The organism is Chryseobacterium sp. GM_Chr_2 (assembly GCF_026540445.1).
Lineage (GTDB): Bacteria > Bacteroidota > Bacteroidia > Flavobacteriales > Weeksellaceae > Chryseobacterium.
This window is the reverse complement of record NZ_JALNUD010000009.1, coordinates 72,038-93,096: the sequence shown is the minus strand read 5'-3', so window position 1 is coordinate 93,096 and position 21,059 is coordinate 72,038. Positions and strand designations below refer to the sequence as shown.

Annotated in this window: 17 protein-coding genes and 1 pseudogene; 12 read left to right on the top strand and 6 right to left on the bottom strand. The window is 35.1% G+C overall.

Translation table 11 applies throughout. The features are described from left to right. The first annotated feature begins 20 nt into the window (after positions 1–20). The 3 genes from OXQ85_RS14370 (at position 21) to hemN (ending at position 3,601) form a co-directional block, all read left to right on the top strand. Positions 21–1,028 (top strand): glycosyl hydrolase, encoded by a 1,008-nt coding sequence (locus OXQ85_RS14370; protein ID WP_267405370.1) that lies wholly within the window; start codon positions 21–23, stop codon positions 1,026–1,028. Between the two features lie 209 nt (positions 1,029–1,237). Continuing rightward, entirely contained in the window at positions 1,238–2,134 is an 897-nt protein-coding gene (locus tag OXQ85_RS14365; protein WP_267405369.1) for a sialate O-acetylesterase, read from the top strand. 108 nt (positions 2,135–2,242) lie between these two features. Next, positions 2,243–3,601 carry an oxygen-independent coproporphyrinogen III oxidase gene (gene hemN / locus OXQ85_RS14360; RefSeq protein WP_267405368.1) on the top strand — a complete coding sequence of 453 codons (1,359 nt, stop codon included), beginning with the start codon at positions 2,243–2,245 and terminating at the stop codon, positions 3,599–3,601. Positions 3,602–4,180: 579 nt separating this feature from the next. Here hemN and OXQ85_RS14355 read toward each other — a convergent pair. Further along, positions 4,181–5,548 carry a PQQ-dependent sugar dehydrogenase gene (locus OXQ85_RS14355; RefSeq protein WP_267405367.1) on the bottom strand — a complete coding sequence of 456 codons (1,368 nt, stop codon included), beginning with the start codon at positions 5,546–5,548 and terminating at the stop codon, positions 4,181–4,183. Positions 5,549–5,764: 216 nt separating this feature from the next. Here OXQ85_RS14355 and secD point away from each other — a divergent pair, with 216 nt between their 5' ends. Continuing rightward, entirely contained in the window at positions 5,765–8,674 is a 2,910-nt protein-coding gene (gene secD / locus OXQ85_RS14350; protein ID WP_267405366.1) for a protein translocase subunit SecD, read from the top strand. A gap of 441 nt (positions 8,675–9,115) precedes the next feature. Further along, positions 9,116–10,351, top strand: a pseudogene (locus tag OXQ85_RS14345) (TCR/Tet family MFS transporter); the annotation flags it as partial. Between the two features lie 220 nt (positions 10,352–10,571). Here the strand turns inward: OXQ85_RS14345 and OXQ85_RS14340 are convergent. Next, positions 10,572–11,516, bottom strand: a complete 945-nt coding sequence (locus tag OXQ85_RS14340; RefSeq protein ID WP_267405365.1) for a hypothetical protein — start codon at positions 11,514–11,516, stop codon at positions 10,572–10,574. A 410-nt stretch (positions 11,517–11,926) separates the two neighbouring features. On the opposite strand from OXQ85_RS14340, the gene OXQ85_RS14335 reads away from it, so the two are divergent. From OXQ85_RS14335 to OXQ85_RS14320, 4 genes are read left to right on the top strand one after another with little or no spacing between them, the layout of a single operon-like run. Then, the gene (locus OXQ85_RS14335) at positions 11,927–12,265 is read left to right on the top strand and encodes a twin-arginine translocase TatA/TatE family subunit (protein ID WP_267405364.1); all 339 of its coding nucleotides are present in this window, start codon (positions 11,927–11,929) and stop codon (positions 12,263–12,265) included. Between the two features lies 1 nt (position 12,266). Further along, positions 12,267–12,833, top strand: coding sequence for a phosphatase PAP2 family protein (locus tag OXQ85_RS14330; protein WP_267405363.1), 567 nt, complete (start codon positions 12,267–12,269; stop codon positions 12,831–12,833). Further along, positions 12,830–13,651, top strand: a complete 822-nt coding sequence (locus OXQ85_RS14325) for a tetratricopeptide repeat protein (RefSeq protein WP_267405362.1) — start codon at positions 12,830–12,832, stop codon at positions 13,649–13,651. Before OXQ85_RS14330 ends, OXQ85_RS14325 begins: the two co-directional genes overlap by 4 nt. A gap of 51 nt (positions 13,652–13,702) precedes the next feature. Continuing rightward, positions 13,703–14,158 (top strand): tRNA (cytidine(34)-2'-O)-methyltransferase, encoded by a 456-nt coding sequence (locus tag OXQ85_RS14320; protein ID WP_267405361.1) that lies wholly within the window; start codon positions 13,703–13,705, stop codon positions 14,156–14,158. A 7-nt stretch (positions 14,159–14,165) separates the two neighbouring features. Here OXQ85_RS14320 and OXQ85_RS14315 read toward each other — a convergent pair whose 3' ends face one another. Next, positions 14,166–14,639, bottom strand: coding sequence for a 23S rRNA (pseudouridine(1915)-N(3))-methyltransferase RlmH (locus tag OXQ85_RS14315; protein ID WP_267405360.1), 474 nt, complete (start codon positions 14,637–14,639; stop codon positions 14,166–14,168). Between the two features lie 125 nt (positions 14,640–14,764). Between OXQ85_RS14315 and OXQ85_RS14310 the strand changes: the two genes are divergently transcribed. The 3 genes from OXQ85_RS14310 to OXQ85_RS14300 are packed head-to-tail and all read left to right on the top strand — an operon-like array spanning position 14,765 to position 17,173. Further along, on the top strand, positions 14,765–15,802 hold the full coding sequence (locus OXQ85_RS14310) for a DUF4421 family protein (RefSeq protein WP_267405359.1): 1,038 nt from the start codon (positions 14,765–14,767) through the stop codon (positions 15,800–15,802). A gap of 10 nt (positions 15,803–15,812) precedes the next feature. Then, the gene (locus OXQ85_RS14305) at positions 15,813–16,775 is read left to right on the top strand and encodes a YihY/virulence factor BrkB family protein (protein ID WP_267405358.1); all 963 of its coding nucleotides are present in this window, start codon (positions 15,813–15,815) and stop codon (positions 16,773–16,775) included. A gap of 23 nt (positions 16,776–16,798) precedes the next feature. Beyond that, positions 16,799–17,173 carry a hypothetical protein gene (locus OXQ85_RS14300; RefSeq protein WP_267405357.1) on the top strand — a complete coding sequence of 125 codons (375 nt, stop codon included), beginning with the start codon at positions 16,799–16,801 and terminating at the stop codon, positions 17,171–17,173. On the opposite strand, the gene nhaA is transcribed toward OXQ85_RS14300, so the two are convergent. The 3 genes from nhaA to OXQ85_RS14285 all read right to left on the bottom strand — a co-directional run bounded on the left by nhaA (position 17,170) and on the right by OXQ85_RS14285 (position 21,042). Continuing rightward, positions 17,170–18,345, bottom strand: a complete 1,176-nt coding sequence (nhaA, locus tag OXQ85_RS14295; RefSeq protein WP_267405356.1) for a Na+/H+ antiporter NhaA — start codon at positions 18,343–18,345, stop codon at positions 17,170–17,172. The two genes, OXQ85_RS14300 and nhaA, sit on opposite strands and share 4 nt — an antisense overlap. 8 nt (positions 18,346–18,353) lie before the next feature. After that, on the bottom strand, positions 18,354–20,564 hold the full coding sequence (locus OXQ85_RS14290; protein WP_267405355.1) for a RelA/SpoT family protein: 2,211 nt from the start codon (positions 20,562–20,564) through the stop codon (positions 18,354–18,356). Positions 20,565–20,676: 112 nt separating this feature from the next. Further along, positions 20,677–21,042 (bottom strand): hypothetical protein, encoded by a 366-nt coding sequence (locus OXQ85_RS14285; RefSeq protein ID WP_267405354.1) that lies wholly within the window; start codon positions 21,040–21,042, stop codon positions 20,677–20,679. Positions 21,043–21,059 lie beyond the last annotated feature (17 nt).

Here is a 21,059-nt window from a genome sequence, read left to right as displayed (position 1 = left end):
TTTTTTTATTTTTGCTATCTATGAAAAAATTACTTTTAGTTTTATTGGCTTGTACGGGAACGCTTGCCTTTTCCCAGAAAATAGAAAGTTTTACCACTATTTTTAATGATAAAATAAGCATTCGTGCTATTGAATTATATGACAATAAGGTTTGGTACAGCGGAACAGATTCCAAATTTGGTTTTGTGGATTTAAAAAATCCTAGTAATCAAAAACAGATTGAACTTTCACAAAAAAAACTTCAATTCCGAACGTTGGCTCAGGATAAAAAAAACTTTTACACCATTAATGTAGAAAGTCCTGCAGAATTTTTTAAGATTGATAAAAAGAGCTTAAAATCCGAAGTTATATTTAAAGATACAGCAAAAACTGCTTTTTATGATGCGTTAATCTCTCATAAACAAAAATTCTATACCTACAGTGATCCTGATAGTAATCTTAAACTTAAATTTATTAAATTCGATTACAACAAAAAGCACTTTAATTCTGAATTATACGATAAACTTCTACTGAGAAAAGGAGAAGGTGCTTTTGCGGGAAGTAATACCAATATTAGTGCTTTTGACAATTGGATTTGGATTGCTACATCATGGAAAATTTTAAGATTAAATATAAAAGACAATACCATTGAGCAGTTTTATACCGGAATGGAAACCGGCTATTCTACCGGAATTTTTTCAATTGATTTTTCAGATGAAAATTTTGGTGTTGCAGTAGGCGGAAATTATATGAATCCTGAAAATAACGAAAACAACATTGCCACAACCAATAATGGAGGTAAGAATTGGGAAATCCAGGCTTCCGGTAAGAATGGAGGTTATAAATCTTGCGTAAAAATAAGACCTAACAGTAAGGGAAAGGATATGATTGCGGTTGGATCGAAAAACATTGAATTTTCCAACGACTACGGAAAGACTTGGACAAAAATATCCGAAGAAAAGAGTCTTTTTACATGCGAATGGGTTGATGAAAACACAGTTGTGGTTGCAGGAAAAGATAGAATTGTTGTTTTGAAATTGAAGTTTTAAATTTTTGTCTGAATTTAAATATGCGTTCCGTCAGTTCGAGTGTTTTTCGCAGCGAAGCGGAGAAAAATGTATCGAGAAGCTTATGGTTAAATAAAAATCCTTTCACTATAAAGTTATCGATACGCTGCACTATTCGGTCTGACGGAATGTTCGTTTAATATTCAAGAAATAAAGATTCTCCTTAAATTAATTTTCACTAAATTTTCCCCATGAAAAACTTAAAAATATTCTTCCTTTTATTACTTCCTACTTTATTTTATACTCAAAAAGTTCGGGTTTTTATTTTGGCTGGACAATCGAATATGAATGGTTTTGGCTATAATAAAGACCTTCCGAATGATTTGAAAACTTTTAAAGATGTTTATATTTTTCAGGGAAATTCAGTGCCTGACGGAGAAACGAATGGCGGAATCGGAAAATGGGACGTTTTAAAACCTGGAAACGGAACGGGTTTTAAATCTGATGGAAAAATAAACACGCTTTCCGATAGATTTGGGTTAGAATTATCTTTTGCCAAAAGAATGAAAGAGCTTTTTCCCAATGATAAAATTGCCTTGATAAAATATGCCCGAGAAGGCACTTCCATTGATAGTTTGGCAGCCGCAGGTTTTGGTTGCTGGGATGCTGATTTTAATGGAAAGAATGGAATCAATCAATATGATAACTTTTTAAAAACCGTAAAAAATGCCTTAGCTGAAACAGATATTGATGGAAATGGCCAAAAAGATGAGATTATTCCGTCCGGAATTCTTTGGATGCAGGGGGAAGGCGATGCAAGCTATAATGAAGAAATTGCAAATCGTTATTACAATCATATAAAAGTGTTGATGAATCAGATGAGGGCTACTTTGCTTACCGATGATTTGCCTGTGGTGATCGGAAAAATTTCAGATTCAGGGAAAAACGAAGTCGGAAAAGTATGGCCAATGGGAGAGTTGGTGCAATATGCTCAGGAAAAATTTGTTAAAAATGATAAAAAAGCGGCTATCGTCCGTTCTACAAAGAAATACAATTACGGAAACGATCCCTGGCATTATGATAGCGCCGGATATATCGATTTGGGCAAAAATTTTGCGGAAGAAGTATTTAGATTGATTATAAAATAAACATGATAGATAAAGCCTAATATATTTCATGATTTAAAATTGGTAAGTTATAGTTAATTTTGCATTGTGAAATTCACTTTAGGATTTCCCAGAAAATTTAAAATTTTAATGAATTCTTTAATCGATAAATATAATATTCCGGGACCTCGTTACACGTCTTATCCTACCGTTCCTTATTGGGACGAAAGTAGTTTTTCTCCTGAAAGATGGAAAGAAAGCGTGATCAGGTCATTTAATGAAAGTAATGCAGAAGAAGGAATTTCTATTTATATTCACTTACCTTTCTGTGAAGCATTGTGTACATTTTGTGCCTGCCACAAGCGTATTACAAAACAGCATAGCGTAGAAACACCTTATCTGGAGAGTGTTTTGAAAGAATGGCAACTATATCTTCTGCTTTTTGATGAAAAACCCAAGTTGAAAGAACTGCATTTAGGAGGCGGAACACCCACATTTTTCTCTCCTGAAAACCTTAAAAAAATGCTTTCAGGTATTTTTGAAACAGTTGAGATTGCCGAACATCCGGAATTTTCTTTTGAAGGTCACCCAAACAATACAACAAAAGAGCATCTTCAGACTTTGTACGATCTTGGTTTCAGAAGAGTAAGTTTTGGAGTTCAGGATTATGATCCGAAAGTTCAGAAAGCGATCAACAGAATTCAGCCTTTTGAAAATGTGCAGAGAGTGACGGAATGGGCGAAAGAGATTGGTTACAGAGGAATCAGCCACGACCTTGTTTTCGGACTTCCGCATCAGACCTGGGAAGCAATGGAATATACCATCCGCAAAACAATGGAATTGAAACCGGATCGTCTGGCATTTTATTCTTACGCTCACGTGCCTTGGGTAAAGGGAGTCGGACAAAGAGGTTTTGATGAAAATGACCTTCCGAGTGGTGAAGAAAAGCGTCGTTTGTATGAAGATGGTAAAAAACTATTGGAAGATCTGGGATATATTGAGGTCGGAATGGATCATTTTTCTTTGGAACATGATGATTTGTATCAATCTTTAATTCAGAAAAAACTGCACAGAAATTTCATGGGTTATACTTCCAGCAACACTCAACTGATGGTTGGTTTGGGGATGTCTGCGATTTCAGATTCATGGTATGTTTTTGCTCAGAATGTAAAAACGGTGGAAGAATATCAGAAAATGGTACAAGAAGGTGAAATTCCGGTGGTAAAAGGTCATATTCTGAATCATGAAGATTTAACGGTGCGAAGACATATTTTAAATTTAATGTGTCAGCTTGAAACCACTTTTGATATAGAAAATTCTTTCCCAGAACTTGAAAATGCATTTGAAATGCTTCAGGAAATGGAAAAAGATGAATTGGTAGAAATTAATGGTCATCAGATAAAAATAACAGAGAAAGGAAGGGCGTTTACGAGAAACGTAGCCATGGTCTTTGATTTAAGGATGATGAGAAACAAACCTGAAACAAGGATTTTCTCCATGACGATATAAATAAAAAGCGATTCACTACTGAATCGCTTTTTTGTTTTTAAGATCAATGAATTTTAATGGATTGAAAAGTTCTATTTTTTTAGGAGCAATTTCCCGCTCTCCGCACTCGCTATTTATTTTAGTGATTCGGCTCGGCGGCGAAGCCGCCGAGCCGAATCACTAAAATAAATGAGCTCAAACAAATGCTGCGATCGGGGCTAGCTTGTCAGCCAATTTTTTATGTTAGGTAACCCGTTGGGCATTTTGCAAAAGTTTGGTATTAGATGCGTCAGTTCGAGTATTTTTTCGTAGCAAAGTGGAGAAAAAGGTATCGAGAACAGATTCATCTTTAAAATTACAAACTTCTCGATACGATTTTTTTCAAAAATCTACTTGAAGTGACGAAAACAAATCAAAATCAAAATGCACAACGATTTTTAGATAATAAATACATTATTTATCATCCTATTAAGAATCATTTAACTTAGAGCTTCATAAAATCAACTTGTTGATTCCTGCTTTGCTCACTTAAAATTAAAGATGATTACATTAAACTTGGCGTTAAAAAATACAAATAAACTTTAAACCTAAAGCCTACTGCTACTTAACAATCAATTTCTGACTATAAGAATTCATTTCCCCGGATTTTAAATTAATATAATAAACTCCTGCAGGAACATCTGTAATATCTAAACTCTGTCCGTCTTTTACTCTATCATTTTCCCAAACTTTTCTACCTTCAGTAGTATAAATTTCTGCGGTAATCTTTTTATTTGAAATTCCATCAATAAAAATTTCCTCAGAAGCCGGATTAGGATAAATTCTGATATTACCCAAATTATTAACTTCCTGAGTTCCCAACGTACTTGTCGTGATTTTGTAAATTTTTCCGTTATTCACTGCGGCAACATATAATTCTTTTTGGAAATCCTGTCCGAAGGTGGAAAAATTATTTCCGGAATAAGCAGGCGTCCAGACAACAGAATTGTCTGTATTCATAATTCCTATTTGAGTAGAACAATAATCGGCAAAGAAATATTTCCCGACTAAATCCGGATTTTGCATTCCTCTATAAACATAACCTCCCGTAATGGAACATTTCCCTCCCGAATGATCATAAACTGCCACAGGAAAAGTCATTGTAGATTGAGTCGCGCAACCCGATGTATTATAATCGCTGTTTCCTTCGTAGCATCGCCATCCGTAATTAATTCCTGCTTGGGTAAGCGGCATTCTGTTGATTTCTTCAATTTGCCCTTGTCCAACATCGGCAATCATTGCATTTCCTGTTGTTAGGTCAAAAGACCATTTCCAGGCATTTCGAAGTCCGTATGCCCAAACTTCATCCGCGCCATCGGTTCCTACAAAAGGATTGTTTGTCGGAATATTGTAAGGTGCTGTTTCTGTATTCACATCAATTCTCAGCATTTTTCCGAGTAGAGAATTTTTGTTTTGAGCATTGTTATTAGGATCTCCGCCGCTTCCGCCATCACCGGTAACAATCCAAAGATTGCCGTCTGGAGCAAAATGAATGCTTCCTCCGTTATGGTTATCAAATGGTTTCGGAATATTCAGCAAGATCTTTTCAGAATTGGGATCGGCAACATTCGCGTCTGTACCGCTTACGGTATATCTTGCCACAATAATATTTCCTGCGGTATTGTTATAATACACAAAAAAATACCCATTGGTAGAGTATTGAGGATGAAACGCCAATCCTAAAAGTCCTCTTTCACCGCCATAAAGAACTTTTGAGCTTATATTTAAAAAATTGGTAGCATTTATCGTTCCGTTGGGCTGAATAATTTTAATCATTCCATTCTGTTGTACGACAAACAATCGGCTGTCGTTGGCGTTCGTGATTTCAACGGGTGCGGTAAGCCCGGTAGCAAATTCTTCCAAATTAATACTTTGTGCATTAACGATAAAAGAAGAAAAAATACTTACGCAAAAAAGTAGTTTTTTCATAATATTTTGATATTTAGTGTGTTGAATTTATAAATGAAAATTTTATACCAATCGCTATTGAATTATTAATTAAAATTCATAACAATCATTAGTAAATGTTTAATGTAAATGAGATAGCCGATATATCTGAAAATAAACGATTTCTGTTGTTAATAATTCATAAAATTCAATAAAATGATTATATTTGCCGACTTAATTTAACGTAGTTATAACAAAATGCAAGGAAAAGGACTTATTACAATTGTTGCTATTGTACTAGGGTTAATTTGCTTAAATGAGCTATTACCAACATGGTACGCCAGCAAAATTGAAAAGCAGGCGACTGCTATTGCAGGAGACAATCCGGAGAAGTACCAGAAAGAAATTTTAAAGCTTTCTAAGGATACTTTGAATTTAGGATTTACTAAACTTTATTACTCTAAAGCCAAAGACAAGGAAATGAAACTTGGTTTGGACTTGAAAGGGGGAATCAACGTTCTTTTGGAGATCAACCAGAGAGACTTGGTGAATGATTTAACCAATTATTCTACCAACCCAATCTTGATCGAAGCTTTGAACAAGACCGATGAAGTTCAGAAAAATTCTACAAAATCTTACATCGATAATTTCTTTGATCAATTCGATGCGATCAACAAGGCAAAAGGTACCAACCTGAAACTTGCTGATCCTGAGCTTTTCGGAAACACGAATCTTTCAGAAATTAAATACAATACTTCCGACGAGCAGGTAAAAAGCATCGTAAAAAGAAGAATTGATCTTTCTGTAGGTACAGCTTTCGAGGTTATCAGAACGAGAATCGATAAAATGGGTGCTGTGCAGCCAAATGTTCAGAGAGTACCTGGTACGGCTAGAATTTCTGTAGAAATGCCTGGTATGAAAGATATCGATAAGGTGAAGAAAATGCTTCAGACTTCTGCAAAACTTCAGTTCTGGGAAGTACAGCAGGTTCCTGAAATCGCTCCTTATTTCCAGTCATTAACTACAATGGTTTCTGCAAAAGGTGATTCTATGGGAGTTGCGAAGAATACAAACTTCATGAATCTTCTTAACCTAGACAAATTAAGAACTAATGGTGTTGCGAACGTAAAATTATCTGATACAGCTGCTGTTAACAAAATCTTGAACAGCAAAATTGCTCAGTCTTTGCGTCCTGCAAACATTAAATATACTCAGTTTATGTGGGGTTACAAGCCTGAGGCTACAGACAGCGAAAGCTTAGTATTGTATGCTATCAGAGGTAACATCAACCAGAAGGCTCCTGTAGACGGTGCTGTAGAAACTGCAAACATCAGCTATGACGAGTTGAGCAGAGTGGTGGTAGACATGCAGATGGATTCTAAAGGTGCTAAAGACTGGAAAACTTTAACGGAGAAAAACGTGGGAAAACCAGTTGCTGTAACACTTGATAACAGAGTATACACAGCGCCGAACGTTGTAGGTGCTATTCCTAACGGTAGAACTCAGATCTCTGGTAACTTCTCTCAGGAGGAAGCTAAAGAATTGGTAGACGTTTTAGGAGCGGGTAAATTACCTGCAGGTGCAAAAGTTGTTCAGGCTACTCAGGTAGGTCCGTCATTAGGGCAGGAATCTATTGATGCGGGTGTACTTTCATTCGGGATTGCATTCTTAATCATTATTGTTTATATCATTTTCTATTACGGTGGTGCGGGAGTATACGCTGTAATTGCAATGATCATAAACTTATTCTATATTTTCGGTATCATGGATTCTGGAGACTTTACTCTTACGCTTCCGGGTATCGCAGGTATCGTACTTTCCATGGCCATGGCAGTGGATACGAACGTTATCATTTACGAAAGAACAAAAGAAGAATTATTTGCGGGTAAAAGCATTCTTGAAGCATACAAAGATGGTTTCAAACATGCATTGAACGCGATCATCGATGGTCACTTAACAATGATCTTAACGGCGGTTGTATTATTCTTCTTCGGAACAGGACCTATTAAAGGTTTTGCATTGACGTTATTGATTGGAGCGGTAATGACTCTATTCACGTCAATCCTTCTTTCGAGAGTAATGATCTTCCACAGACTAGAAAAAGGAAAAGGACTTTCTGTTTGGACGGCTCCAACGAAAAACTTATTCAGAAATACTTGGATCGATTTCATTGGAAAAAGAAAATATGCATACATTATTTCTGCGGTTCTTACGTTAGTTTGTATCGGTTCAATCTTCACTCACGGTTTCAAATACGGTATCGATTTTACTGGGGGTAGAAACTATGTGGTAAGATTTGATAAAGATGTAAACGCTGAAGATGTTGAAGCTAATTTGATTAAAATGTTCCAGACTGAAGACGGTAAAAACTCTTCTGTTGAAGCTAAAACTTTCGGAAACGACAGACAATTGAAAATCTCTACAGATTACCTTATTGATGATGAATCATTAAAAGCGGATCAAACTGTTGAGCAAAAATTATTTGAAGGATTAAAAACTCAGCTGCCAGCTGGGATCACAATTCAGGATTTCAAATCTGCAGACAAAGATCACGCAGGAATTATCTCTTCTGAAAAAGTAGGACCTACCGTTGCTGATGATATCAAATTACACGGTACTTTAGCTGTAGTTGCTGCTTTGGCAGGTATATTCATCTATATTTTAGTAAGATTTAGAAAATGGCAGTTCTCTCTTGGTGCGGTTGCGGCATTGTTCCACGATGCGGTGATCATTTTGGGAGCGTATTCATTGCTTCACAAGTACATGCCATTCAACATGGAGATCAACCAGGATTTCATCGCTGCAATCCTTACTGTATTAGGGTATTCAATCAACGATACGGTAATTATCTTCGACAGAATTAGAGAATATTTGAGAGAGAAAAAATCATTAACACTAGCTGGTTTATTCGATGACTCTATTTCAAGTACATTAGGTAGAACATTCAACACTTCATTTACTACTATTTTAGTAATCTTGGCGATCTTCATTTTCGGTGGAGATAACCTAAGAGGATTTATGTTTGCTCTATTAGTGGGTATCGGTTTCGGTACATATTCATCCATCTTCATTGCATCGGCAATTGCCTATGACTTCCTGAAGACCGGAAAAGAAGACGAAGTTCACGGTAAAACGACTTCCAACAAAGAAGTACTTGCTTCAAAATAATTTATACTACAATAAATAAGAAAAAGCCTTTCAATTTGAAAGGCTTTTTTCGTGCTCAAAAGTTTATAATTGTTTACTATTAATGAAATATTTTTTAGAAGCTTTTTCCTGCTTTCCGCACTCGCTATTTCTTTTAAGGATTCGGCTCGGCGGCGAAGCCGCCGAGCCGAATCCTTAAAAGAAATGAGCTCAAACAAATGCTGCAATCAGGGCTAGGGAAGTCGTCATTCATTTAAAAATTTGAAAAAAAAATCAATACTTTCAATCCAAACAAAAATCCTTCGACTATTTCCCGCTCAGAATGACAATTTCCCCAAACTAAAAACCCTAATTAAAAAACTATCAACCAAAAACCATCAACTATCAACTAGGAACTAGAAACTAAAAACGACCAACCAAAAACAAAAACCAATTTAGAATCATTATTTTTCCCAATTTGATTATTTTTGCAGCATTATGGAAAATTCGAAGAAGAAAGCTGCGATGAGCTTCATTTTTATTACGTTATTGATTGACATTACGGGATGGGGAATCATCATTCCGGTGGTTCCGAAATTGATCGAGGAACTGATTCATGCGGACATAAGTGAAGCTGCAAAATATGGCGGCTGGCTGGGTTTTGCCTATGCATTCACACAGTTTATCTTCTCTCCGGTTGTCGGAAATCTGAGTGATAAATACGGACGAAGACCGATTATTCTGATCTCATTGTTCGGTTTCGCAATCGATTATATTTTACTCGCTTTGGCACCAACCATTCTGTGGCTGTTTCTTGGAAGAGTCATTGCTGGAATTACAGGAGCAAGTGTCACCACAGCCAGTGCTTACATTGCCGATATTTCCACAGATGAAGACCGCGCAAAGAACTTCGGACTTATCGGTGCAGCCTTCGGTTTAGGTTTCATAATCGGGCCTGTTTTGGGTGGAGTTTTAGGACATTATGGAGCACGAGTTCCTTTTTATGCGGCGGCAGTTTTATGTTTGTTAAATTTCCTTTACGGGTATTTCATCCTTCCTGAAAGTTTAGATAAAGATAAAAGAAGAGAATTCAACTGGAAAAGAGCAAACCCCATTGGATCATTTAAATTTTTAGGAAAACACCCTGAAATTTCAGGTTTAATTGTTTCATTAATATTAATCTACATCGCGGGGCACGCTGTTCAAAGCAACTGGAGTTTCTTCACGATGTATGAATTCAAATGGGATGAAAGAATGGTCGGGATTTCCCTTGGAGTGGTCGGTTTGTTAGTAGGTTTGGTTCAGGGTGGACTAATTCGTTGGACGACACCAAAATTCGGAGAACAAAAAAGTATTTATTACGGACTTACTTTATATGCCATCGGGATGTTATTATTCGCGTTTGCAACCCAAGGCTGGATGATGTTTGCCTTCCTTATCCCTTATTGTTTAGGCGGAATTTGTGGTCCTGCGCTTCAATCGGTGATCACGAAAAGTGTTCCTTCCAACGAGCAAGGAGAATTACAAGGAGCATTAACGAGTTTAATGAGTGCCACTTCAATTATCGGACCTCCGATGATGACGAATTTATTTTACTTTTTCACACATGATGAAGCACCGTTCAAATTCTCAGGAGCACCATTTTTCCTGGCGTTTATCTTAATGGCGGTAAGTGTGGTGATTACCTATATGGCTTTTCAGAAAAAGAAGATTAAATAGATTGTATATCATTTGAAATGATTTTGAAGGTTTTTTTGTGAGCTTTTATAAGTGAAACAACTTTATGTAACTTAAAAACAGTTAGTATTTAGAAAATCTTTGTATGCTTTGCGCTAAAAGTAAAAAAATCTATAAATGGAATTCAATTTCAAATAAAATAATAAAAAACGGCGAATCAAAATTTGATTCGCCGTTTGCATTGCATTGAAAGAAAGAGTTATTATGGATAAAGTGATTTCGTTCCGTTGCTTACGATGTTGCTTCCCAATCCTGAGAAAGATACCGAAAAATTGCTTGAATTAAAGCTTAAAGAACCTGTTGGAGTACAAAGTCCCAAAGCATATCTGCATTGCCCGTAAGCACCAGTTTTCTTTGTTACTTTGCTTTCACTTTTTGCTTTTCCGAGGCTGATGCTTCCCCAATCGCTTACATCAACATTAGATACCGATGATCCTGTGTAATAAATCGTAATTTTATATCCGATTTCACCACGTTTAGAGCCCCAAAGCCAATTCGCTGTCCACCATTGTTTATACCAAGTTGAAGAAACTTTTGCCTGACTGTTATTTGATTTTTCTTCGTTTCCTCTTGTATCCATCATCATCAATCCGCCTAAAACATTGTCCCAGATAATTCCGGATTCGTTGTAAAAACAAAGTGTGGTGAAGGTATTTCCTTTATAATTCCATGAAATTTCAAGCACATCGGAATTTAATAAGATTTCTTTTCCGACTAAATTTTTTAATTCTGTTTGAATGTTTGTCAATTCGTCTCCTGAGCTTAAAGTTCCAATGGTTCCAATTTTTAATGTTTCAGGTTCTAAAATATTTCCGGAAGCAATGAAAGTGCTTTTTTCTGAAATAAGCTCCTGTGAAATTTCTAATCCTTTTTGTGTTGATATTTTTCCTAAAGCAGAAATTTCTGAGATTTGAAGATCATTTTTCAAATACTTTTCGAGATTAGCTTTGGAATCGTTGATCTGAGTTTGAACAATTTCCGGTAAAGCTGAATTGGAAGCTGTTATTTCTTTTTTTAAATCAGTTATTGAAACTTTTTGGGCAGTATTTTCCTGATTTTGAATTTCGCTGTCTTCGTTTTGACAGCTGGTAAGCAGTAATGCCATTGCAAAAGCAAAAACCTTACCTGGGGTTAGCCATTTTTTCATAGTTAAATTTTTTAAGGGTTGGTGTCTTAAAGATAATAAAATTGTTTTATAAATCTAAATATTGTGAATTAATATTTTGTAATATTGACAAATAATGAATAACAAACCGCCGCCTAGTCCTGATTGAACGGTTACCCCGCAACTGGGTTGGAGAGTTTGGGAGTGGGAGGGATTTAGGAGTGGTGAGCGATGGAAAGTTGGGGGTGAGGAGTATGAGTGAAAGCAGGAAATAGCTTCAAAAATTAAAACAGCATATCACTAATGATTAAAATTACGAATAACTAAAATCCATAAACCAACAACTATCAACCACTAACCATAAACTGACGTCTCCCTTCACATATCTTAAAATTTGTTTAAAATATAAAACAATCGTATTGTATGTGTATAATGTTTCGTAATTTTACAGCATGGAATTAAGTATTGGAGAAATGGCACTGATTGCTGTGGCAATCGTTGTATTATTCGGACCGGATAAACTTCCACAAATTGCACGTGACTTAGGCGCAGGTGTAAGAAAAATGCGTGGTGCCGTAGAAGATATTAAAACGGAAATTATGAAAGAAACAGATAATCCTGTCTCTGAAATAAAGCGCGAAATCGAGAAGGTAAAAGATGCGGCGAAAGATTTCAACCCGATGAAAGATATCCAAAAAGATATTCTTACAGAACCGCAACAGGCTTCTAACGAACCTCCAAAACCAAAACCTGCAGACGACGATTCGTATGAAGGGCCTGTAAGCAGATAAGATGGAGGAAATTATTCAGGAAGATAAAAAGGTCTTTTTGTTTCTCAATAATTTGGGGGATAATTCGTTTGACCAGTTTTGGATGATGATTTCCAGTACGTGGATCTGGGTTCCGCTTTACATTATTTTCTGTTATTTTTTATTTAAAAATTATAAACTAAGATCGTTAGTTTTTATATTAATTTTCGTTGGAATTGCTGTTACTGTTTCTGATCAGTTGGCAAGTGTTTTCAAATTTGGCGTTGCGAGGTTAAGACCTTGTCATGATCCTACTTTAGAACACCACATGAGAATTGTAAAATGCGGCGGGCAGTATGGTTTTTATTCTGCACATGCTTCTAATACCTTTTTATTGGCGACTTATCTAACAATTTTGTTGAGAAAGAAGCTTAAATGGTTTCCTTATGCTATATTTGCCTGGGCGGCAATTGTGTCATACAGCCGTATATATTTAGGAGTGCATTTCCCGGTAGATATTTTGGTGGGGGCGTTTGTTGGAACTTTATTGGGAGTGATTTTTGGTGCACTCGCAAAAAAAGTCATCAACAAACAAAATATAAACCCATGAAAAAACATTTACTACTCTTAGCTTTCGGGCTTTTCTCACTAAATTTTTACGCTCAGGATAAGGCAAAAGCTGAAGAATGCTTCAAAAAGGCAGATTATAAATGTGCCGAGGAGCAATATTCTAAATTAGCCGAAAAAGAACAAATTCAGAAATTTCAATCTGAATATTTGAATTATCTTGGAACTTCGCAGCGAAGATTGGGAAAATCTGCTTTGGCATTGAAATCTTATGAATCTGCTTTAATTGCCAATCCTTTATCGGCTCCGGTTTATGCTAATTTGGCTTCATTACACAGCCAAAAAGGAAATAAAGTAAAAGCACTTGAATATGTCGAAAAAGGACTTCAGGTAGATCCTGAAAATGTAGACTTATATCTTACTCGGTCTAAAATTTATGACGGGCAAGGTAAAAAGGAGCTGGCGATAAAAGATTTAAATCAGATTCTAAGTTTTGCACCGGATAATATTTTTGCGAAAACAGGTTTAGCGACTTTAAAAAAGAATAACGGAGATTTGGAAGGCGCTTTGAAAGATTACAATCAATTAATTTCCGAAAAGCCGGAATCTCTTTTATATAATGGAAGAGCAGATGTTTATCTTAAAATGAAAAAATCTAAAGAAGCGCTGGCTGATATTAATAAAGCCATTTCCATTGATGCAAAATTTCCGCAATCGTACGTGACAAAAGCTTTGATTTTGTTTGATACAGCTAGACCAAAAGAAGCTTGTACAAATCTTGATAAAGCTGTTTCTTTAGGATATGAAAAAGTGGTTTTAGCAGAATATTATACAAAATGCCCCACCTCAACAGTTAAATAAAATTAATCATTTCAACGGTTTCTCTTTAAGGGGGAAGCTATTAAAAATATCATGTTAAATATCGTTCTTGTAGAGCCCGAAATCCCTAATAATACCGGAAATATCGGAAGATTATGTGTTGGCACAGAAAGCAAATTGCATCTCGTTCATCCTTTTGGATTTGTGATTAATGATAAAAATTTAAAACGTTCCGGACTGGATTATTGGGTGCATTTGGACGTAACCGAATATGCCAATGTTGATGAATGGATTCAGCAAATTCCTGATCTTTCCCGTGTTTTCTTAATGAGTTCTCATGCCGAAAAATCTTATCTGGAAACAGAATTTCAGGACGGCGATTGGCTGGTGTTCGGCAAAGAAAGCGTAGGATTAAGCAATGAGGTTTTAGCACGATTCGAAAATCATTTAACCATTCCGATGTCAAAATTAATCCGAAGTTTTAATATTGCGAATTCCGTGGCTTTTGTTGTGGGAGAAGCGAAAAGACAGATTGGTTTAAAGAAATAAACTAACTTTAGTCGTTGTGATAAGGTTTTCCCTGTAAAATCTGGTCGGCGCGATACAACTGTTCAACGATAAACAACCGGATCATCTGGTGCGTAAATGTCATTTTAGATAATGACATTTTTTCGTTGGCTCTGTTGTACATTTCCTCTGAAAAACCATAAGCGCCACCAATCAGGATGTGAATTTTTTTCACTGAAGAATTCATCCAGTTATCGATTTTTTGCGAAAATTCTCTGCTGGTAAATTGTTTTCCTTTTTCATCTAGAATAACAACCAAATCATTCTTATCGATAAGGTTTGAAAATAATTTTGCTTCTTCTTTCTTTAAAAGATCGGGCGTAAGATTTTTCGCATTTTTTACATCTGGGATTTCAATAATTTCGAAATTCCAGTGTTTGGGAAGACGTTTTAAATAATAATTAATTAAAGAAGTAATTTCTTTATCATCTGTTTTACCAATACAAAGCAAGTTGATCTGCATGTTTACGCTTTAAAATAAATTAGGTGGCAAAGGTATTCATTAATTGAAGAAATTCATAATCTGTAGAGTTTTAAGAATGTTCGAATTTTAAAAATTTCAGTACTTTTGTAATCTGCACCAATCGGATGAAAACAAAATTACTCTCCATCATATTTTTAGTTTTTTCATTAATATCTTACAGTCAGGATGTTAATGAAGATTCTGTTAAAATAAAAAAATATGTGGAAGATGATAAAAATAAAATTTCATTGATTGCCGGATTGAGCTATATTGATGATTCTTTAGGACTTCTTTATGAAGATAAAGTCTTTCGTTTAAGACCAAATGATGCTTTTTATACTGAATTTTTCCTGCGCTATCGATGGATTGATGTCACTTTTTCCTTTGCACCCAAACTTACCAAAATCAACAGAGATGATGCTGAAAAAGGGAAAACCAAATATTTTAATTTAGGATTTTCTTTTTTTGTAGCACCTAAAATCAGACAATTTCTTTATTATAGTGAAGTGAAAGGATTGTACTTTCAGGACACCAGAGATTTTATGAGGCTTCTCTACGGATCAGATTATAATGAGGAAGGCTATTTGCAGTTTCCGGATGCGAAATATCGTTCTTACAGAGGCGAAACGAGTTATCTGTGGTTGGGAAATAAGGTTGATTATCGTAGTTTTACCAATATGACTTACAAGCCTTTAAAAGATGTTTTTGTGGTGAGTACGGGTTTGTTTTACCAATATAATACTTTAAGTGATACTAACCGTGCTATTTATCAAGACGCAAATTTTAACGATGATGATGTAGATAATTCGAAAAGTAAAGACTTTAGAATTGCCTTACGAACGGGTGGAGGAGTGCAAAAAACAATAAAAGGTAATTGGTATGTGATTGCAGAAGCCTATCCTGAAGCCTATTATTCGAAATTGATAGATGAAGATGATCTTCACGAGTTTAATATCGGATTTTACTCCAATGCGCGGGTTGGGTATGACAGTGGTAAATGGTTTTTTGGTGGCGGAGCTCAGCTGAATTGGGTGAATAGTTCTAATGAAAATTTTTATTCCAGCACACAATGGTTGTTCAGAATTGGGATTGGTTTTAGATTTACTGCTCCGAAATTGATGAATAAAAATTTTGATAAGATAGATAAAGCTTTAAATTTTTAATTGAAAAAGTATGCGTATAAAAATTCCTGGTTTTGTCATAAAAGTTCAGAAATTCTTTGATGATATTCATATTCCGGTATTGGGGATATCGCTTTGGCAAATGTTCCAGATCTATATTACAGGAATTTTCAAAGGCAAAATAGGGCGAAAAGCGGGAAGTATTTCGTGGAGTTTTACATTAAGTTTATTTCCCTTTTTGCTGTTTTTATTGTCAGTTTTACCTTATATGCCGCATTATGATAAGTTGCAATTCTATATTTTTGAGGTTTTAATTCATAATGTTTTCCCTGCCAATATGGAGACGGAAGTGAGAGGATATATTCAGAACAATATTATCCCGAATATGAAGGGGATAAGCAATTTAACCATCATTATTGCTTTGGTTTTTGCAACCAACGGTACTTTTTCTTTAATCAACGGATTTAATGAAAATTCTGAAGAAAAACTAAGTGATGTAAAGGAATTTATTCTTTCTTTTTTTATTACCATAGGGTTTATAACCATCGTATTTTTAGCGCTTTTCGGTGTATATTATTCAGAAGTTGTTTTAAAACTTTTTACGCCTAATTATGACATCAGCTGGCTGGTAGATAACCTTTCAAAAATTATCGGGTTCGTTTCCTTTCCATTGTTTTATTTTATACTTTTGGCACTTTTTTACTGGCTTGGGACGGTAAAGATTGCGAGATTCAGACAGGCGGTTCCGGGAGCTGTTCTTACGACCGTTTTGTTTGTGGTAACTACTTATGGTTTTGCGATTTATGTTAAGAATATTGCAAGATATAATGTGTTGTACGGGTCAATTGGAAGTATGATTTTGTTGATGGTTTGGGTAAATGTAAATGTTTATCTTCTTCTTTTCGGAAACGAATTGAATATGGCGATCAGAAAACTAAGAATCGAAAAATTATTGTCTGATGAAATTAAAAGAGAAGAGTCAAATGGCGAAATAGAGCCTGATTTTGAAAAATAATCCAATGAAAAATTAACTAAACCATGATGAAAACAATTAAGATATTGACAATTCTGCTTACTTTAAATTTTTTATTCTCTTGTGATGAGATCGAACGCAATAGACAAGAAGATAATTATGTAACACCTTACAAAGGAAAATGGGTAGGAACTTATACAGGCGATCAAAGTGGAACGCTTGTCTTAAATGTAGGTGAAAAAGGCGGAATTGAAGGCGTAAGAAAATCTATGGAGTTTGAAGAAACTTTTTATACCTCAATGCAAGGTGGAGGGAGCGGTGCAATATCTACCATGAGCCCGTCGCCATCTGGATTTCTTTTATATGGAAGTTTAGAAACCAAATCCGGAACCTGGAAAATGGGAGCTTTACAAGGAAAATGGACGGTCGTTAAAAACTAATCTGAAATTTCAATTTGCTTTTTAGAACTGATATTCAAAATAATATATCCTAAAATTGCGGCTAAGAAAGAAGCGATTAAAATCGCAAATTTTGCCTCATCCTGAATTTCAATTTGTTCTTTAAATGATAATAGTGCAATGAAAATTGACATTGTGAAGCCAATTCCTGCCAGTAATCCTACACCCAACATTTGAAACCATGAACTATTTTGTGGCAATGAGCTTATTTTTAGTTTAATAGCGATAAATGAAAATAGGTTGATTCCAATTAATTTGCCTAATATCAAGCCTAAAATAATTCCCAATCCAAGCGTACTTGTTAAGCCTTCAACCATAGAACTGTTGAAAGTTATATTGGTATTGGCTAAAGCAAAAATTGGCATGATGAAAAAGCTTACAGGCAAATGTAGTTGATGTTCCAATTTTTCTAATGGTGAAATTTTTACATTAGAAACATTAGTAGGAATAGAAAAAGCCAATAAAACACCCGCAATTGTTGCATGAATTCCTGAATGATGAAGGAAATACCATAAAAATAATCCAGGAATGATATAAAAGATAAGTTTAGTAACTTTTAAGAAATTCAATAAAAATAAAAGAACTGTAACTCCCAAAGAAAGAAGAAGATATATCCAATGAATTTGATCTGTATAAAAAATAGCAATCACCAAAATAGCTCCCAGATCATCTACGATCGCCAATGCAGCAATAAAAATTTTAATAGAATTCGGGATTTTACTTCCCAACATTGAAATAATAGCCAATGAAAAAGCAATATCTGTAGCCATCGGAATTCCCCAGCCATTGCTATATTCAGTTCCCGAATTGAAAATAGTAAAAATAACAGCAGGAACGAGCATTCCGCCAACGGCAGCAAAAATAGGCAATGAAGCATTTTTGAATGATGAAAGTTCACCTTCTACCATTTCTCGTTTGATCTCAAGACCAACCAAAAGGAAGAAAATAGCCATTAAACCATCATTAATCCAAGTGCTTACGGAATAATTAAGATGAAAAAAGTGAGTTCCAATTTCTTTATCTAAAATATTTTGAAAACCATCAGCAGCAGCCGAATTCGCAATCAAAAGCGAAATCAATACACAAAAAATTAGAATAATTCCTGATGACTGACTGTTGCTGAAAAATTTTTTAAAGTAAATCGATAAATTCATTAGATATTCTATACACGTCGAACTCTGGAAACTCCGTTGATTTCCTTTAATTTTTTAAACGTTTGCTCGAGTTGGCTTTTATTTTTTACCTCTAAATTGATATTTCCTGTAAAAACTCCATTGTTAGATTCAATCGACATACTCTTCATATCCATTCCCATAGCGCCACTGATGACCGTTGTGATATCATTGATCATTCCCATCCTATCAAGCCCTTCAATCTCGATTTTCACACGGTTTTTGAAGCTTTCAGCATTTACCCATTTTGCAGGAATTACTCGATAATCATATTGAGCTCTCAAGTTAATGGCATTCGGACAATTGTCGCTATGTACTTTAATTCCTTCAGAAATTGTGATAAAACCAAAAATTTTATCCCCAGGAATCACATTACAACATTTAGCAAAAGTATAATTCAGTTTTTCCTCATCTTTCCCGAAGATGATCATGTCTAAATTCTGATGCTTTGGTTCATCAAAAACTCCCGTACTATTTTTTGAAGGAGATTTTCGGAATCTTGAAAGCAAATTGTTAAATACATTTTTACTTTCAATATATTTTCTTAAACTACTCGCATCGAGTTCGTTAGTTTGGAATTTTAAAAATAATTCCTGCGACGTTTTTAAATTAAAGAATTTTTGAAGTTTATTAACTTCATCTTCGCTAAATGCAATTTTAGCATGACGAAGTTTTCTCTGCAAGATTTCTTTTCCTTCTTCAACGATCTGATTTTTTTGCGAGTTTAAATAACTTTTAATCTTAGACTTAGCCTTTGAAGTAACAACGAATTCCAGCCAATCCGATTTTGGTTTCTGATTTTGTGAAGATAAAATATCAATTTGATCTCCATTTTGAAGAACATAGGAAATTGGGACCAATTTTCCATTGATTTTTGCTCCCAAACATTTCATTCCCAAATCGGAGTGAACGGAAAAAGCAAAATCTAATGCCGTCGCATTTGTTGGTAAAATTTTAATCTCACCTTTAGGTGTAAATACAAAAACTTCTTTTGAATAAAGATTTAGCTTAATATTATCCAAAAGTTCAGAAGTGGAAAGATTTTGTTGCTGTTCCAGAACCTCGCGAATTTCCGTAACCCATCTTTCGAAATTTCGGTCGTCAGAACTTTGTTTATAACCTTCTTTATATTTATAATGTGCGGCAACACCTTTTTCGGCGATTTCGTCCATTCTTTCAGAACGAATTTGCACTTCAATCCATTTTCTATCTGGCCCCAAAACGGTTAAATGTAAACTTTCGTAACCTGTAGAACGTGGTTGAGTAATCCAATCGCGCATTCTCGACGGATTACTGTGGTAAACATCCGTTACAATAGAATAAATCTTCCAAGCAAGGAATTTTTCATTCTTGGCATCAGACTTATAAATGATTCTAATCGCATAGTTATCAAATACTTCCTCGAACGAAACGCCTTGTTTTAGCATTTTTCGGTAGATGGAAGAAATTGCTTTTGCGCGACCTTTTATCGTGAAATTTAATCCTTCTTCTTTGATTCTCTCCGAAACTTCATTCTTGAACTCTTCAATATATCGTTCTCTGCTTTCCTTTTCGAGCTCTAGTTTTTCGGTAATTTCCGTATAAATTTCAGGATTATTATACTTTAAAGATAGATCTTCAAGTTCAGATTTAATATTATATAAACCTAAACGGTGCGCGAGTGGAGCGTAAATATAAACCGTTTCAGAAGCAATTTTCTTTTGCTTATCCGGAGCCATACTTTCCAGCGTACGCATATTATGAAGACGGTCGGCTATTTTAATTAAAATTACCCTAAAATCCTCAGAAAGAGTAAGTAACAGTTTTCTGTAATTTTCAGACTGCACCGAAATATTCTGATGATTCATGATGGAAATCTTCGTCAAACCATTAACAATGTTGGCGATTTTTTCCCCGAAGATCTTTTTTAAGTCTTCATAAGTATAATCAGAATCTTCAATCACGTCATGCAAAAGCGCACAGGCAATAGAAGTTGCACCCAGCCCAATCTCTGTCGCTACAATTTTTGCAACGGCAATAGGATGGTAGATGTAGGGTTCGCCCGTTTTTCTTCTCTGGTCTTTGTGGGCATCCAGCGCAATATCGAATGCCTTTCGGATAAGTTTATTATTTTCCTCATCCAAAGTTCTGTAGGTGTTCGAAATTAGATCCTTATATCTAGCAAGGATCTCCTTATTTTCTTGTTCTAAGTCGTAACTCATTTGTGTAGAAAGCCTATATTTAACGAAAATACGAAATTTTTTCCGGTTTTCAAACACAAAAAATCCGTAGAACGCTCTACGGATTTCCGGTTATCAGCTTTTTTATATAATATTAAAATTTGACTTCAGAATCCATTCCATTGCTGGAAGCTTTGATTCTTACATATGGACTGTTGTGTATTTCTGCTTTTGATCGTGCGTCGATATAGCTTTTCAGTTTTTGATAATGAGCCTGTTCTAAGCTCATATTTTCAAATAAAAAGGTTTTAACAACGGCATTTTGTGAAAAAATATTTTTTGCTCCATCGATCTGTTCATTATTTTTTACCGAGACACTCGCAAGATATTGAGCGTTGATATGACTCTCATCAAGATATACGATGTAATCTGAACTTTCGAAGCCCACCTTTTCCAAATCGGCTTCAAGTTTTTTATAATCGCTGTGATGTTCAAATAATCCAGCTAATATATTTGACATAAGCAATAGTTTTAAAA

What these genes read in the sequence shown, in the direction of transcription:
- OXQ85_RS14370 (WP_267405370.1), top strand. Translation starts at nt 21, where the DNA reads ATGAAAAAATTACTTTTAGTTTTATTGGCTTGTACGGGAACGCTTGCC.
- OXQ85_RS14365 (WP_267405369.1), top strand. Translation starts at nt 1,238, where the DNA reads ATGAAAAACTTAAAAATATTCTTCCTTTTATTACTTCCTACTTTATTT.
- hemN (WP_267405368.1), top strand. Translation starts at nt 2,243, where the DNA reads ATGAATTCTTTAATCGATAAATATAATATTCCGGGACCTCGTTACACG.
- OXQ85_RS14355 (WP_267405367.1), bottom strand. Translation starts at nt 5,548, where the DNA reads ATGAAAAAACTACTTTTTTGCGTAAGTATTTTTTCTTCTTTTATCGTT.
- secD (WP_267405366.1), top strand. Translation starts at nt 5,765, where the DNA reads ATGCAAGGAAAAGGACTTATTACAATTGTTGCTATTGTACTAGGGTTA.
- OXQ85_RS14340 (WP_267405365.1), bottom strand. Translation starts at nt 11,516, where the DNA reads ATGAAAAAATGGCTAACCCCAGGTAAGGTTTTTGCTTTTGCAATGGCA.
- OXQ85_RS14335 (WP_267405364.1), top strand. Translation starts at nt 11,927, where the DNA reads ATGGAATTAAGTATTGGAGAAATGGCACTGATTGCTGTGGCAATCGTT.
- OXQ85_RS14330 (WP_267405363.1), top strand. Translation starts at nt 12,267, where the DNA reads ATGGAGGAAATTATTCAGGAAGATAAAAAGGTCTTTTTGTTTCTCAAT.
- OXQ85_RS14325 (WP_267405362.1), top strand. Translation starts at nt 12,830, where the DNA reads ATGAAAAAACATTTACTACTCTTAGCTTTCGGGCTTTTCTCACTAAAT.
- OXQ85_RS14320 (WP_267405361.1), top strand. Translation starts at nt 13,703, where the DNA reads ATGTTAAATATCGTTCTTGTAGAGCCCGAAATCCCTAATAATACCGGA.
- OXQ85_RS14315 (WP_267405360.1), bottom strand. Translation starts at nt 14,639, where the DNA reads ATGCAGATCAACTTGCTTTGTATTGGTAAAACAGATGATAAAGAAATT.
- OXQ85_RS14310 (WP_267405359.1), top strand. Translation starts at nt 14,765, where the DNA reads ATGAAAACAAAATTACTCTCCATCATATTTTTAGTTTTTTCATTAATA.
- OXQ85_RS14305 (WP_267405358.1), top strand. Translation starts at nt 15,813, where the DNA reads ATGCGTATAAAAATTCCTGGTTTTGTCATAAAAGTTCAGAAATTCTTT.
- OXQ85_RS14300 (WP_267405357.1), top strand. Translation starts at nt 16,799, where the DNA reads ATGATGAAAACAATTAAGATATTGACAATTCTGCTTACTTTAAATTTT.
- nhaA (WP_267405356.1), bottom strand. Translation starts at nt 18,345, where the DNA reads ATGAATTTATCGATTTACTTTAAAAAATTTTTCAGCAACAGTCAGTCA.
- OXQ85_RS14290 (WP_267405355.1), bottom strand. Translation starts at nt 20,564, where the DNA reads ATGAGTTACGACTTAGAACAAGAAAATAAGGAGATCCTTGCTAGATAT.
- OXQ85_RS14285 (WP_267405354.1), bottom strand. Translation starts at nt 21,042, where the DNA reads ATGTCAAATATATTAGCTGGATTATTTGAACATCACAGCGATTATAAA.